Here is a 13,740-nt window from a genome sequence, read left to right as displayed (position 1 = left end):
CACGGTCACCTGGTAGAGGTTGCCCTCCCCTTCGTCCGAGATCAGCAGCCCCACCGTGGACAGCCCGGCACCGGTCTCCCGGTCCACCGCCCTCTCACCGGTCTGCTTGCTCACGAGCTTCGGCGCGGGGGCCGTGGCCACGAACACCACAGCGGTCGACGTGTCGATCTTGAAGGACGGCATCAGCACTCCCTACGTTGTTGGGCAGCCCGAACTGGAACTGCCAACTCGCTGTCCTAGGACTGCGAGCGACTGAATAGATAGTGGCGCGTAGTCCTAGGACTGTCAACAGTCCTAGGACTGTGTTTGACTTGTTCCTGTCGAGAGGGGTACGTGATGGCGCCCAAGTGGCGGGAGCTGGCGGACAAGCTGGCCGAGCAGATCAGGAGGGGTGAGTACAAGGCGGGCCAAGCCTTGCCGCAGATCAGAGCGCAGGTCGAGGCAGGCGAAGGCTCCAAGGCCACCGTCCATGCCGCCTACAAAGCCCTGGAAGCGGAGGGCCTTGTCACCTCCACGCGGGGCCACGGGACTGTGGTGCGCCAGCAGGTACCACTCAAGCGACTCGGCATCGCCCGATACGACAAGGCGAAGTGGCGCGACGGCGACGAGGTGGCGTTCATCGCGGATCGCGTGGCGTCCGGACGGACGTACCGCCGGAACGAACAGACCCAGACGGTCAGCCTCGTTGACGCCCCCGCAGCGGTAGCAACTGCCCATGGCTTGGAAAACGGAGCTCCGGTCTATGCCCGAGCCCGACTGGTGAAGGAAGGCGACCAGCCGACGCACACCCTGACCAGCTACTACCGCCCCGAGCACGTCGAGGGCACCCGCCTGGTCGATCCCACCCCCGGTCCGGCCGGCCGAGGCGGTGGATACCGAGTCCTGTACGACGCGGGTTACGAGATCGACCACATGAAGGAGTCGCTCTTCGCCCGCACCCCGACAGCGGACGAGACGAAACTCCTCCAGCTCCCGCCGGGCGAACCCGTGGTCGAGCTGCACAGGACGACGTACACGGCTGACGGCACAGTGGTCGAGTTCGCCATCGGAGTGCACGCGGCTTCCCGCTTCGCGTGGGAGTACGACTTCAAGGTCCCGGACTCGGCGAAGGACAGGAACGGCCAGCAGTGATCTCCACTCAGGACTGGGCTGACACGCAACGTCTGTGGGACTACCACCAGATGGGCCACACGCCCCGGCCCTGCTCAGTGGCGATCGGGCTTGGCAGCCACGACCTGGGCGTAGCCGACGCCGCAGTCGACCTGTACAAGCGCGGCATGGCTCCCCTCCTCGTGTTCACCGGGGCGACCAGCCCGACGACCCGCGAACGCATGCCCCGCGGTGAAGCCGTGCACTACCGCGAGCGGGCGATCGAACTCGGCGTTCCCGACTCGGCGGTGATGGTGGAGCCGCGGGCCCGCAACACCGGCGATAACATCCGCTTCTCGCGGGACCTCCTGGCCGAGGCCGGCATCGAGGTGTCCTCAGTCCTGCTGATCAGCAAGCCTTACGAAGAGCGGCGCGCCTACGCCACGGCGCGGAAGCTCTGGCCCGATGTCGAGATCGTCAGCGCTTCGAGCCCCATGACACTCCAGGACTACGTCGACTCGATCGGCGACGCGCGCATGGTCATCGACATGCTTGTAGGCGCCCTCCAGCGACTACTGGTCTACCCGGAACAGGGCTTCATGATCAGCCAGCAGGTTCCCGCCGATGTGATCCGCGCGTACGACCGACTTGCCCAGGGCGGATACATGAGCCGCCTGCTCCGCGATGGCAAGGGCGAGGTCCTCAAGCCCACCACGTAGAGCCGTAGTCGGGGCAGCTGTTACAGGTTTCTCTACCTCATCAAGGCACCCGCCGCGCACGGCGCGGCGCGCGCGGCCCGTCGCCCGGGCCTGCGCTCCTGTCTGCGCCCCGCTCCAGCCCGGCCGCCGTCCGCACGCCTGACAGCTCGGGTTGATGGGTGGCGAACCCACGATGTGGCCGAGGCGGTACGCGAGTGCGGCTCAAGACGATGCCTCCGGCGGGGGCGCTCAGGCTCCGGGATGGAGGGGGCTCCGTGTGCGGGTGCCGACCGGTGGGGTGTAGCGGTGGGGGACTCCCATCCCGTCTGCCGTCGACCCAGGCGGAGCCGAGCAGACACGGCACCGGGCGTCCAGGTCGTTCGTACAGTGGCGCGCTCCACCTGGACGCCCGGCACCGCGCCTGCTCCACCGAGTGTGGGTCGACGGCAGACGGGATGGGAGTCGGGCGAGTGCTGGATGCCCCTGGATCGCTAAGCGAGACTCAAAACGCGAGTTCACCCGCCAAGATTTTCGCTGCGTCCAGAATGCTTTTCTCCTCTATTTCGTAGCCTCGACGCAGCAGAACCGTCTTAGGCTCCATAGGCCGCAGGACGATCTCCTCCACTGGACCTTCATCAAATTTCAGCGGACGATACGGGTGGACAGCCTCGGGGTTCTCATCTCGCACAGAGACAAAGATTGACGGATATCGCTTCGCCGACCCATCAAGGTCACGCAGAACCTCGCTCTTGAACCCGTACCAGAGGAGCCACTGCGGCACTCGGTCTCCATCCAGAACTTTCCCGAACCAAGAATTCCCCTCAAGATCAAGATCTTCCAGTAGGGCATACGAACTCAAGTCAGGATTTCCCTGGAGTAGTACCGACCACCCTCGGGTTTTGAGTGCGTCCGACAAGGCCAGGAAGAATTGATCTGGAAGGATCTTCCAGAGATCAAACCTGTCCCTCACGGTGGACAACAGGCGATCTTTTACGATTTCTCGGACGTAGTCCGGGCGCGACATGAGCCGAACCGTCCGATTCAGCACCAGAACGAACAGGTCATAGAGCGGCAACATGTCGCCCTCGTCACTTCGCGCCAGAGCGTCGTAATACTGCCCGCGGTCCACTCCTGAACGCACCAAGAGAGGTGGGAATCCGTTCCGCGCCAAGGACATATTGGCGAGCAGACGGGCCATTCGGCCATTTCCATCCTCAAATGGATGGATGTGCGTGAGCCAGGCATGAACAACCGTAGCCTCCAATGCGGGATTCACGTCGCATTGCTGCCACCAGTCAGAAAGTTCACTCATATGAATGGGAACTTCCCAAGGGGCCGAGGTGCGATGCCTGGTGCCGCCGATTTCGTTCTCTACTTCCTTATACCGGCCGGCGTACGCTTCCCCGCTGGCGATCAGCTCATGCAGCGAACGCATCTCAAACTCGCGCGGCCTCACAGAACCGCGCGCCCATTCGTCTGCGATTTCGTGCGCCTTGTAGAGCCCGAGCGCCTCGTAAACTCTCGGGTCTTGCCTGACCGCCTGCATCAAGGAACCCACAGACGCCTGCAGTAGCTCCCTGTATGTAAGGGCAACTTCATTGACCTGCCTGTAAGTCCAGTCGTACCCTTCGATGCGATTACTTTCCGCAACGAGTCGAGTCCTGATTGCTCGAACATAGGGCTCGAACATCTCTTGCCCTTCAAGGGCGATTCGCTCCTGAACGGCAATTGACTTTTCCCGCGAACGCGTTGCCTTTTCTTGCACGATTCTGAAACGAGACATAGCAGCCTCGTCTTCAGCAATCAGGTAAGGGGTGCCCGCGAAGATGTCATCAACCTCTCCCATGAGCCAACCGTACGGGCTTGAACTCGCCTGCGGCAGGCTTTCTGCCGATCCTGACCGCCAGGAGAGGACGTGCCGTCCGTGGGCGACGGGCATAGTCGCACGAGCCCCCAGGGAAGGATGAGTTCGTGACCATCGACCAGAAGGCAGCACAGAAGTTAGCCTGTCAGGCGCATGAGGTGGGGTGGGTGTCTGGGCGGGAACGTTGGCGCGAGATGCTGCAGTCGGTGAGCAGCGGGCGGTTCGGTCGGCGGCGCGGGTGGGTAAGCGAGCCGGAGTTAGACACTCCTTGGCAGGACACCGTCTCCGGGGAACGGCATGGCTGGCGTCAGCGGGCAGCCAACCTGGATGGCGAGTTTGCCTTCAGCGTCGACTACCAGGTCTGCTCTCACTGTCAGCTCGGGTGGGTCGAGCAGCCCTACACGCTGCCGGAGTACCAGCGATGCGGCCTGGCCTCTGCTGGCCTCGCGGCGCTGCGGATCGAGCACCCGGGCTTTTCTTGGCACACACTGGGTGGGCACCTCCGCAGCTCCGAGGGGTTCTGGGCAGTCATAGGGGCCGATGTGCCTGGTGGGTACCAACAGCGCGCCCTCTGTCCCCACATCACTGCATGGTGACGTCCAAGCGCGACTTCGCGAGATGCGGCCTATTCGTGGACCGACAGGACTTGGCCACCTGCCGGTAAGCCGCTGACCTGGACAGACGCCTTAGGAGCACGCGCCCTCCGGAGCCGTTGCCGCGCACGGGCAGACTCAGAGGGTTCGCGCGCGGCCGGCGCTGGCAGGGCACTCTTGGCCATCGGCGGAGCCTGGACGTCGGTTGGGTCCCGGACTTGCACCGGGCCGCCCCCGGACAGAGCCAGGGATGCAGCTGCACTACAGAGCTGGACACCTCGGAAGCCGACCGCGCGCAGGTGGACGCTATCCCGACGCACTGACAGACACTGGCCAGGACCGTGCCACTTCCGTGCCAGATCGTACGGGGAACCACGGGGAACGAGGGGCGTGTTCGGGCTCTGGGGTGTCGATCAGCTTGCGCAGCGTCTGTGCAGGTCGGGCCGAGGTTCGCCCTCCCGCTCTTGTAAAGCGGGGGTCGTCGGTTCGAACCCGACAGGGGGCTCCAGGTAGGAACGTCGAGGACCCCCAACCGATCTTGGTTGGGGGTCTTCGACATCTACGGGTGACATCAAGGGAAGCGGCCGGTCGAGGACGGCCGCGAGCGCGCAGAGCGAAATGCGGCTGCTGGCTCCCGGGCCTGGCGGGCAGGATCCCGCCATGTCGACCGATGTCAGCGGAATGATCGAGTGCCGACCGGGGGCCCGGCTGTGGGGTCCGGACGATGAGGATGCAGTCTGGGAAGCGGGCATCGACCTCTTCCTGCTGAACAGGGGCAACGCCTACGACGGCCTGGCGTGTCTCTTCGGTATCCACAACTACTTCGGCTTCCGTCCACTTGCTGAGGACCGTGGCTTCCCGGATGACGCGTCGGAAGGGCTGCGTCGTGAGTTCGCCGGCTACGGCGGCACCGACTCCGTGTACGGGACGACATGGGTGACCTGGGCCGAGCTGTCCGCCACCGACTGGCAGGAGACGGACGCCTCCGGCACACGAAGTCGTGCATCGGCCGCAGGAATCGACACCGACTGGGGCCGCGTCTGGAGAGTCATGCGCATCCTCAGCGAAGTCCACGGCGCGGAGAACGTGCGTCTCGTCGTCTGGTTCCACTGACTCGACCCCGCGCCGAACATGAGGTCGGGCCAGTCAGGCATCCAGCGCACTCAGCCACAGTCGGGGCGGCCCCCAGGCCGCTTTCGCTTGAGGAGCCGCCCCACCGAGTGAACTCAGCGGTCATCCCGCGGTTCGTTCACTCCGCGATCCGGGAGGCGGCCATCTCCCACGGGGTCGGCTCCGCCACGTCTTCGTACTCGTCGGCGTCCTCCCGGTACCAGCCTGTTCCGGCAAGCCAGGTTTCGAGCCACTTGGCCAGGCTCTCGGCGTCGACGAACCAGGCGGCGGCTCCGTCGTCCGTCATGGCGTTCGGGTCGAAGAGGAGGACCGTGGCGCTCTCGCTGAGGCAGTCCACCGCGGCGTACATGGCGCATCCCCAGTCGAGGATCGGCAGCACGCCCGCCGGCCAGTACGGTGCCTCGTCCTCGGCCGAGGCGGATCGTTCGGACTGGTACTCGCTCAGCGCCGTACGCCCTGGCCCAACCAGCGGAAGGAGCTGGTAATCGGGGCCGTAGCCACCGTTGGCCACCTCCCGGTACAGGCTCGCCAGCAGGGGCGGGAGGGCGAAGCCGAGAACTGCCTCCGCCTCGGCAACCTCCTCGGCGGTGGCGACGGGAGGCAAGGCGGTAGCAGTGGCCTTGGCCTTCGCCGCTACGCGGGGAACGAGATCTTCGATGGCTATCACGGTCGGGATCCTGTCAGGCACCTGCGACAGAGAGCGCCGTCCTGTCGGGTCTTCTGCGGCCAAGACGGGCGGCCCGAAGACGGCTAGCAGCGAGGGAGGGGGGTGGCCTCTTGCGCAGGGTCGGCCGACTGCCGGGCCTGAGTAGAGCGGGGCGCCGTACCCCCGCCGTCACGGATGACGGGAGCGTGAGGCGACCGCACCACCGGGAAGGGGTGGACGGGGAGCAGCTGCTGCCGCGATGTGGCGGAGGTCGGTGTGGTCGCTCCGCGTCGGTGCCGGTCTCGCCGTGGCTGATGAGCGTGCCGTCTGGACCTGCGCCCGCTCCACGGTGTGCGGGTCGACGGCAGACGGGATGGAAGCCAGGGAGAGCTGGGGCTGAGGCAGTCGGTACGGTGCAGCTCTCGGAGCGAGCAACGGTGGGGGCAGCCATGGGCAAGGACACACCGCATTACGAGTTCCGGGTCGGCGACGTCCTGAGAGTCAGCTGCCCGCCGGCCGAAGGCCGAGTGGCCGAGGTGTCTCGTTTCCACGTCTCGGTTGAATGGCCGTGGGCCGAGATCGATCCGCAGTTTCAGATCAGGTGGAACGGCCGGAGGGCCTTCGCGATGTCGCCTGACTCCCCGGACTGGACCATGAGTCTGTTCAAGACTGATCCTGAGCCATGGAACTTGCACGTCGGTGACGGCTGCCTCGTAGGCATACCCGAGACGTTGGTGCGGGTCATCGATGTCGGTCGCTACGACCCTCCGCAGGATGTGGGTTGGCTTCCCCGTCCTCACACGATGCTGGTCGTAGTGCCTGCCGAATATCCCGGCGAGGCTCTTTCCGAGAACGACGGAGACACGATCGACCTTGAATCAGCGGCACCTGTGACGATCGAGCTGGTGTCTCGAACCTGACCTGGACGTGCCCCTCGCGTGCCCGATCAGACGGGGTCTCACGGGGAACCGCGGTACAAAATCATCCGGGAGACGCGTACGGCCCCTGACCGGAATCGCTGGTCAGGGGCCGTTCACCTGCGGTGGGTGTGGGATTTGAACCCACGGTGACATCGCTGCCACGACGGTTTTCAAGATTGTGTACGGATCGACGCTCCCAAAGCGTCGAGTGCGCCCACGGCCGCGTGGATATGAGCCGGGCCGCGACGCAACCGTTCTCCCGCGCACCACCAGGACAGTCGCTCTTCCGCGTCCTCCCCTAGATGCATGCCCATGCCATGCTCGGGGCACAGGGGCCACGCCTGCCACAGAAGCTCCATGACGGTCTCCTGCGCGGCATCGGCGACGCTCGCCAGTGCAGAGGCAAGGCTGTCCTGTGAGTTCGGGTCCAAGTGGTTGCCGTGCCACTCGCCGTTGGCCATGGCGACGGAGACGTTATCCGGCTCCTCCGCGTCGTAGGACGGAACGGCCAGCAGCTGCAGGGGTTCCAGCTGGGGAAGCGTCACCGCTAGGTCCCGGTTCAGAAGGGCGAGAGCCTGGTCCCACACTGGGTACTCGCCCGGCGAGACGCGGCGAGGCTCAGGGGGGTCGAAGAGAGCGCACATGCGCACCATCCTCCGCCATGCCAGGGACAGGCCCGATCGCTCAACAGCGTCGCCCCCCTGCAAAGACCCCGTGCGGGGGCTGACATCAGCGGCTGACATCAACGACGCCGGTCGGGTGCGTACACCGCACCTCTGCCCGGCCGTCGCACCAATCGACGAAAGCCGCCGCAGCGGGCCCGGATCGAACTTGTCCGCGCCTTGCTCAGGTCTGGTCGGGCGCGAGCCCGGTGGCGAGTTTCGCGTCCTTCCGCAGGGTCGGAGCGGCTCGGTGCTGCGGGTCGGACGCGGTGGGTACGCCGGGCCGGCCGCTCTGTGGGGGTACGGATCCGGATCCGGCCGGTCGGCCCGGTGCCGGCCGTCGCGTCCCGTGCCGTGTTGCGCGTCGCCACAGGTGAGGCAGGAAGGTGTAGAAGCGGTCGGGGAGGAACACGGCGTCCGCAACGATCATCGCGCCGGAGAAGAGGGGCAGCCCCATGAGGACGGCGATACCGACGTGCATGCCGAGCAGCACGGCCAGAACGGGATACTTGAGCCTGCCGAAGAGCACGAACGGGAAGGCGACCTGGAGGAGCACCGTCACGTAGCCGACGATCGCGATCACCATGGGGTACTCGACCACAAGGTGAGAGAGCGCGGGCCAGGGCTGGAACAGTTCGAGGTTCAGGGCGTAGTGGAGAGCGGTGCCGCCACCCCAGGTGGGGCCCTGGACCTTGTACAGGCCGGCTGATCCGTAGAGGAAGCAGACCTGTGCCGCGATGACGAACATCGCGCAGTTGTGCACCACCGTGGTCAAGGTGATCCGCGCGTCCCGGAGTTGCTGCGCGTTGACGCTCCTCGCCGGATCCGTCGTGTTGCCCGCACGTGCCGCCCTGAGCCGTTCGCGGCGTGCGTCCAGGGACCAGCGGCGGCCGCAGGCGGTGAGCACGAGGTAGAGGGACATCAGCAGGACCAGGTTGTCACCCCCGTCCGTCATGAAGATCGCTCGGGCATGGAACGAGGTCACCACGATGGCGAAGAGGACGGACATGGCGCGGGTCCGCCAGCCCAGCGTGAAGAGTGCGGACGTGACGATCGCCAGTACGTAGCAGAGCTCGAAGTAGGCACGGCTGTCGGACAGGATCAGGATGCTGTTCCAGCCCGTCTGGTCGAAGAGCTGTGCTGCCAGTGCGGGTGTCCAGGGGGAGTCCGGGCCCCAGATCTCTGCGCGGTGCGGGAATTCGCGGAGCAGGAAGATCAGGTAGAGCAGCCCGTAGCCGATACGCAGAACCGAGGCGGCGTACAGGGACACCGGCCTGCCGGTGACAAGCGCCCACAGAATGGCGACCCGGTCGAGGAGCCACCGGCGGGCAGTGCCGACGAGCGACGTCCCGCGGCCGACGGGCCGGTGCGGTGTGGCCGCCGTGGGGGGCTGGGGGATCTGCTCATTTCCCATGGGGGGTCACCTTCCACCAGGGCAGGAGTCGGTTCTCGGTGGGCGCCGGAGGGGGGCTGCCGACGGGTGTGCCGGGCGCGGCGATGGGCAGCGTGATGACCCGGAGCTGAATGAATTCGAAGGTGCCGCCGTCGTTGTGGGCGGCGACGCGGTCCGCAGCGATGTTGCTCAGGTACTTCTGCAGCATCACGGCCCGGTCCGAGCGCGCCGTGTCGCTTCCTCCATGTGTTTCGATGTAGGAGCTCCAGGCGCGGCGCAAGAGGTTCTGCGCCGTGTGGCTCGGAAATGCATGGTGCTCGACCGCGGCATTGTCCACGGCGGCGAGGTCGAACCAGGGACTCACCCGTACCGATCCGTTGGAGTCGGTGTGTGCGGTTCTCGCCAGGACCTGCCGGTTGAAGGAGTCCGGGTCCGGGGCGAAAAGCCGCCAATTCTGTTCGAAGAGGGGGTAAACCCATCCGTTGACCCGTTCGCTGTACCGCTTCGACACGGGGTTGGAGGGGGCCACGTGCAGGAACACCATGACGACATGGACCAGGGTGGTCACCAGACACAGGAGAACGGCGGTGTACAGCGCCGTCTTCAGCGCACGGGCACCGATGGGCCACCTGTCCGCCGTACCCCCTCCGTCATGACGTGGTGGGGAGACCGGATCGGAATCGGACTGCTGAAGTTCCTCCACGGCCGCTGACTCAATTCCGCTCGACACCGCCCACCCTGTCTTTCTCTTGTGTGTTGATCGCGCCCGAGGTCGCTACGACTCTCACCGACGGCGCACGGCGCACGGCGCGCGGCGGATTCGGTGAGGATTCCGCCGCGCGCCGCTGTGATGAACCGGCTTCGAGCAGGCTGCCGCCTAGACCGCGTGGCCCGTGGGCTTGTCGGCGTAGCCGAAGTGTCCGTGCGGCTCCTCGCCGTGGCCGCCGTGGCCGTGGCCCGGCTTGCCCGGTCCCTCGTGGTCCCCGTGGCCCGGTCCGCCGTGGTCTCCGTGGCCCGGTCCGCCGTGGTCCCCGTGGCCCGGTCCGCCCTGCTCCGGTCCGCCGTGGTCCGGCTTGCCGCCGTGCCCGCCGGTGACGGCCCCGCCGGTCGTGTTCCCTGCGGTGATGCCCGAGGTGGCCCCACCCGTGGTGTTCCCGGCGGTGTTGCCCGCGGTGTTCCCGGAGGTGTTGCCGGAGATGTTGCCCGAGGTGCCGCCGCTCACGAGGCCGACGCTCGGTCCGCCGATGAGGCTGCCACCGATCAGGCCCAGGGTCGTACCCGTCGTCGCCCCGGTCGTGGTGCCGGTCGTCGTTCCTGCGGTCGCCCCGGTGGTCGTGCCCGCGGTAGCCCCGGTCGTCGTGCCGGCCGTCGTTCCACCGGTGGCGCACCCGCCGAGGAAGATCCTGTTGTTGTCCATCGTCACCTGGCCGTTACGGGCCAGCGCACGACCCTCGATGTTCGTCCCCGTTCGCAGGAAGATCGAGGTCAGAGCCATGATGGTGCCAACGAAGGTGGTGTTCGTGTTGAGTTCCGCCGAACTACCGATCTGCCAGAACACGTTGCACGGCGAAGCGCCGTTGGTGAGGAGGACCCGGCTGGAGGTCGCCGTCGTCAGTGCCGTGGGAATCTGGAACACCCAGACCGCGTTGGGGTTTCCCCCGGCGTTCAGGACCAGGTCGCCAGTGAGTCCGACACTGCCGGCGGGGTCCCTCGTGTAGACGCCCGGGATCAGCTCTGTGGGGCCGGACGTCCCTGAGCCGATCGCCGCCGGAAGGTCGAAGTCCTCGGCCTGGCCGGCAGCTTGGTTGTACGCCACGATCAGATCGCTCTTGGCCTGGAGGGCCGCAGCGTCCGCAGCGTGCACGGCGCCGAGCACTCGACCGGGCGGGAATCCGGTGATGGACGGGTTCGGGTGCGTCCCGAGGTCGTGGTCGATCACCGTGGGGCCGGTGTTGGTGACTCCCTGACCCGCCAGAACCGAGTAGCTGGCGGTGGTGCCCAGAGGTACGGGCGTCGCGATGGCCAACGCCTGCGTCGGCGCAATGGCGACCATCACGGTGGCAACCGTTGCGGCGAGAGCTGAGGCCAGTCCGCCGGACAGAATGCGGCGATCAGCCGGTTGCGGGATGTGCAGCTTCATCAAGAGGCCAATTTCTGTGGGGGGGCCATGGCATGCCGGGCGCCCTACCGGTCACCCGGAAGCCTTCTAGCTGTCGCCGCATATTACGCAGGAAATTTCACATACCGGTGCCGAGCAGGGGCGGGAGGGGGGATTAATACAAACACATTCAACGGCGCGAAGTGCGGTGAAAATATTCAGAATCGTGCCGTCGATAATTCTACATTCCCCCGAAAAGTGAGGCTCGACCAGCTCATGCGGCGTAGGGCCGCACATATGCGCAATAAAGCCAACCCCGCCGCGCTTGGAGAGATGCCGCCGACCGGGTGATCTCGCGAACGCCGCCGGAACGGGCGTGGCGATCGGGGCATCCGCCGGGCCGTCCGTGGGCCGTGCAAAGCATGCAGCCGCGGACAGTTCCTCGTGGACCGGCAAGGGGCGGTGTACCGCCTTGAGGCTGTGGCCTGCGCAGACGCCCGGGACTCACGCGCCTCAAGGTCGGCGCGAGCCCCCGACCGCTCGCGGTCGGGGGTCTTCGGCATGCGCGGGGACGGCGAGTGGTCCTAGCGGACCACGACGTTGTGTGCCGGGATGATCGTGGGCTGTACGTCGGCGTGGCCGAGGGCGGCCAGGATCGGGCCGAAGGTCTTCGCGTGGGTTTCGAGGGCCTCCGCGCTCTCCCAGACCTCGGTCACGCGGAACCCTCCGTCGACCGGTCCCGCCGCGTGCGAGACGAGGCCTGGGTCTCCCAGGTCCGCGAACCGTGTGAAGCCCTGCCCGTCGGTCACGCGCTCGATGACCGCGTCGTACAGCTCCTGCCCGGCGCCGGGAAGGTCGAAGGTGACGATGATGGCCATTCAGGTGCCCCTCTCTCGGTCCGCCGCGTGGCCGCGGCGGCGCCCGCGATCCTAGCGTCAGGTGATCGGGCGAGTGCGCAGAGTGGCGTAACCCTCGGTTGTCGCGGGCCCCGTGGCGCCTGTCCGCGGGGGTCCCGATTCAGTCCAACGCAGCAGTTCGGCGTGCACATGGCTGGTGGGGCGCCGAGGCTGGGGCCATGGGCATACGACCTTGGGTGGTCGTCGAGCCGCCTGACCGGCGCGGTCTGCGTCGGATCACCATTCATGGCAAGACGGTGGGCAGCGCCTGGTCGCTTCGTGAGTTGCGGGAGGTGCTCCGCCGCCTGGGCTACCCCGACGACATGGATCTCGACGACTGTTCGCGCGTTCACTGGCGTGGTGGTGACAGCGGCTGCTGGCCCGACGGCCGGGGCTGGAGGCGACGCCTGGTCATCGGCCTCATGATCGTGGGGCTGCTCGGCTCGACAGGCCTCCATTTCGTCATCGGCTGGGCCGACGCGCTGGGGGCGCTGACCTTCGCGCAACGGCTGGTCGGTGTTCTGTTCCTGTTGGCCGGCGTGGTTCAGGGGGCCGCGTTGCCGGCGGTCGTCGACCACTGGGGCCGCCGGCAGGTCAGGCTGTCCGGAGCGTTGGTCCTGTTGGCCGTGCTCATGACTCTGGCCACCACGACTCTTCTCCTGTTCCTGTGGCTGCAGGAACGGGAGTTCATCCGCACGGTCGTGGTCTTTCTCGCCTTGTGGCTCTGGTCGCTGTGGGCCCTCCACGTCCTCATCCGCGAAAAGGTGTGGCGAGGGATACCGCACCCCAGGAAGTTCGCGGCAGGCGTCACCGCCACGGCAACACTGACAGCTGTCAGCCTGGGCTACTCGATTCTGTACCAACCCATCGCCGCTCCCCTGCACTTCGTCCTGAGAGCTGAATTCGGGAAGCCGCAGACGGACGCCGGCTCGCCCTACATGCACGTCCCTCTGAAGCTCTACGCGAAGAACGCCGGTGGGATCCCGGTGTACATCGTCGTCGACGACTACACGGTCTCCGGAAACATGGCGGAATTCGCCCCGAAGGGTGAGGGGATGGGGGAGTGGATGCTTGAGGAGGGGGACCGTAGATGGAACAGCGATGCGCAGGCCTTCGTGAGCGAGTCCACCCCTGAGATCATCGCATCCGGGCAGTTCCAGGGGCCGTGGTCGACCTTGGACATCGGGGAGGAGTTCAAGATGGAGCGGATGATCACTCTTCCCAAGGACACGGAGTTCGAGACGCTGGACGCCGTTCTCAAATTCGCCTTCCTGCGGCAGGATCGCGGAAAGCTCGACGACGATCTCTACGCCGAAGCCTCCTGGGTCGAGGCGGACGGTGGGCGCTGTGCCCCCGACGACTGCGGCGAGTACGTGATTTACCACGGCAGAGTGCGCTACAACACCAACTTGATCAACGTGACGCGCAAGCCGCGATATGTGGTGGCGTTCTGGTCGCCGACTGAGATCACGGAAGGCCTGGTCACCTCGATCAACCTCGCGGGACGGGACAAAAGCCCGTCGATCCAGGAGATGTACGCGGAGTTGGACGATGCCGAGACGAAGAGGGAGGGCGATAGGTACGGGCTCGGCTGGGTCCTCGTCAACTCGGAAGTGTCCGTCAAGGGGCTGCTGAAACAGGCGGAGCAGCCCTGAGCCGGGTGCGCACGGTCTCTCCTCGCATCGCACCCGTGCCCGCCGCATCGCATTCGGGCCCGTCGCACCCGTGCCCGTCGCACCCGTGCCCGTCG

Annotated in this window: 13 protein-coding genes, 1 tRNA gene and 1 pseudogene; 7 read left to right on the top strand and 8 right to left on the bottom strand. The window is 66.4% G+C overall.

Features of this window, described 5'->3' with window-relative positions:
• Positions 1–183 (bottom strand): annotated as a pseudogene (locus AOK00_RS31435) (hypothetical protein); the annotation flags it as partial.
• A 153-nt stretch (positions 184–336) separates the two neighbouring features.
• Here AOK00_RS31435 and AOK00_RS31430 point away from each other — a divergent pair.
• Complete coding sequence (locus AOK00_RS31430) at positions 337–1,131, top strand: GntR family transcriptional regulator (protein ID WP_055603588.1); 795 nt, start codon at positions 337–339, stop codon at positions 1,129–1,131.
• Positions 1,128–1,808: a YdcF family protein gene (locus AOK00_RS31425; protein ID WP_055603587.1), complete on the top strand. Its 681-nt coding sequence runs from the start codon at positions 1,128–1,130 to the stop codon at positions 1,806–1,808. Before AOK00_RS31430 ends, AOK00_RS31425 begins: the two co-directional genes overlap by 4 nt.
• 481 nt (positions 1,809–2,289) lie before the next feature.
• Here the strand turns inward: AOK00_RS31425 and AOK00_RS37775 are convergent, their stop codons facing one another.
• Positions 2,290–3,633, bottom strand: a complete 1,344-nt coding sequence (locus AOK00_RS37775) for a Fic family protein (RefSeq protein ID WP_159041884.1) — start codon at positions 3,631–3,633, stop codon at positions 2,290–2,292.
• A 125-nt stretch (positions 3,634–3,758) separates the two neighbouring features.
• Between AOK00_RS37775 and AOK00_RS39785 the strand changes: the two genes are divergently transcribed.
• The 3 genes from AOK00_RS39785 (at position 3,759) to AOK00_RS31405 (ending at position 5,357) form a co-directional block, all read left to right on the top strand.
• Positions 3,759–4,247 carry a hypothetical protein gene (locus AOK00_RS39785; protein WP_216822279.1) on the top strand — a complete coding sequence of 163 codons (489 nt, stop codon included), beginning with the start codon at positions 3,759–3,761 and terminating at the stop codon, positions 4,245–4,247.
• A gap of 436 nt (positions 4,248–4,683) precedes the next feature.
• Positions 4,684–4,752: transfer RNA gene (locus tag AOK00_RS31410), tRNA-Thr, on the top strand.
• Positions 4,753–4,904: 152 nt separating this feature from the next.
• Complete coding sequence (locus tag AOK00_RS31405) at positions 4,905–5,357, top strand: hypothetical protein (protein ID WP_055603585.1); 453 nt, start codon at positions 4,905–4,907, stop codon at positions 5,355–5,357.
• A 136-nt stretch (positions 5,358–5,493) separates the two neighbouring features.
• On the opposite strand, the gene AOK00_RS31400 is transcribed toward AOK00_RS31405, so the two are convergent.
• Complete coding sequence (locus AOK00_RS31400; RefSeq protein WP_107097501.1) at positions 5,494–6,042, bottom strand: SMI1/KNR4 family protein; 549 nt, start codon at positions 6,040–6,042, stop codon at positions 5,494–5,496.
• 428 nt (positions 6,043–6,470) lie between these two features.
• Here AOK00_RS31400 and AOK00_RS31395 point away from each other — a divergent pair, with 428 nt between their 5' ends.
• Entirely contained in the window at positions 6,471–6,941 is a 471-nt protein-coding gene (locus AOK00_RS31395) for a hypothetical protein (RefSeq protein WP_159041883.1), read from the top strand.
• 170 nt (positions 6,942–7,111) lie between these two features.
• Here AOK00_RS31395 and AOK00_RS31390 read toward each other — a convergent pair whose 3' ends face one another.
• The 5 genes from AOK00_RS31390 to AOK00_RS31370 form a co-directional block, all read right to left on the bottom strand.
• Complete coding sequence (locus tag AOK00_RS31390) at positions 7,112–7,486, bottom strand: hypothetical protein (protein ID WP_254047579.1); 375 nt, start codon at positions 7,484–7,486, stop codon at positions 7,112–7,114.
• Positions 7,487–7,787: 301 nt separating this feature from the next.
• Positions 7,788–9,017, bottom strand: coding sequence for an HTTM domain-containing protein (locus AOK00_RS31385; RefSeq protein ID WP_055603582.1), 1,230 nt, complete (start codon positions 9,015–9,017; stop codon positions 7,788–7,790).
• Positions 9,007–9,618: a DUF5819 family protein gene (locus AOK00_RS31380; RefSeq protein WP_055603589.1), complete on the bottom strand. Its 612-nt coding sequence runs from the start codon at positions 9,616–9,618 to the stop codon at positions 9,007–9,009. The genes AOK00_RS31385 and AOK00_RS31380 overlap by 11 nt, the downstream gene beginning before the upstream one ends.
• Before the next feature lie 255 nt (positions 9,619–9,873).
• The gene (locus AOK00_RS31375) at positions 9,874–11,136 is read right to left on the bottom strand and encodes an ice-binding family protein (RefSeq protein ID WP_055603581.1); all 1,263 of its coding nucleotides are present in this window, start codon (positions 11,134–11,136) and stop codon (positions 9,874–9,876) included.
• 542 nt (positions 11,137–11,678) lie between these two features.
• Positions 11,679–11,972, bottom strand: a complete 294-nt coding sequence (locus AOK00_RS31370) for a hypothetical protein (RefSeq protein WP_055603580.1) — start codon at positions 11,970–11,972, stop codon at positions 11,679–11,681.
• Positions 11,973–12,187: 215 nt separating this feature from the next.
• On the opposite strand from AOK00_RS31370, the gene AOK00_RS31365 reads away from it, so the two are divergent.
• Positions 12,188–13,645, top strand: coding sequence for a hypothetical protein (locus tag AOK00_RS31365; protein WP_055603579.1), 1,458 nt, complete (start codon positions 12,188–12,190; stop codon positions 13,643–13,645).
• Positions 13,646–13,740: the final 95 nt, after the last annotated feature.

This window comes from Streptomyces aureus (assembly GCF_001418135.1).
Lineage (GTDB): Bacteria > Actinomycetota > Actinomycetes > Streptomycetales > Streptomycetaceae > Streptomyces > Streptomyces aureus_A.
The sequence above is the reverse complement of the archived record's forward strand: the minus strand, read 5'-3'. Positions and strand labels throughout refer to the sequence as shown.

Bases quoted from the DNA above. Each gene is read 5' to 3' on its own strand.
- AOK00_RS31430 (WP_055603588.1), top strand. From the start codon at position 337: ATGGCGCCCAAGTGGCGGGAGCTGGCGGACAAGCTGGCCGAGCAGATC.
- AOK00_RS37775 (WP_159041884.1), bottom strand. From the start codon at position 3,633: ATGGGAGAGGTTGATGACATCTTCGCGGGCACCCCTTACCTGATTGCT.
- AOK00_RS31405 (WP_055603585.1), top strand. From the start codon at position 4,905: ATGTCGACCGATGTCAGCGGAATGATCGAGTGCCGACCGGGGGCCCGG.
- AOK00_RS31395 (WP_159041883.1), top strand. From the start codon at position 6,471: ATGGGCAAGGACACACCGCATTACGAGTTCCGGGTCGGCGACGTCCTG.
- AOK00_RS31385 (WP_055603582.1), bottom strand. From the start codon at position 9,017: ATGGGAAATGAGCAGATCCCCCAGCCCCCCACGGCGGCCACACCGCAC.
- AOK00_RS31375 (WP_055603581.1), bottom strand. From the start codon at position 11,136: ATGAAGCTGCACATCCCGCAACCGGCTGATCGCCGCATTCTGTCCGGC.
- AOK00_RS31370 (WP_055603580.1), bottom strand. From the start codon at position 11,972: ATGGCCATCATCGTCACCTTCGACCTTCCCGGCGCCGGGCAGGAGCTG.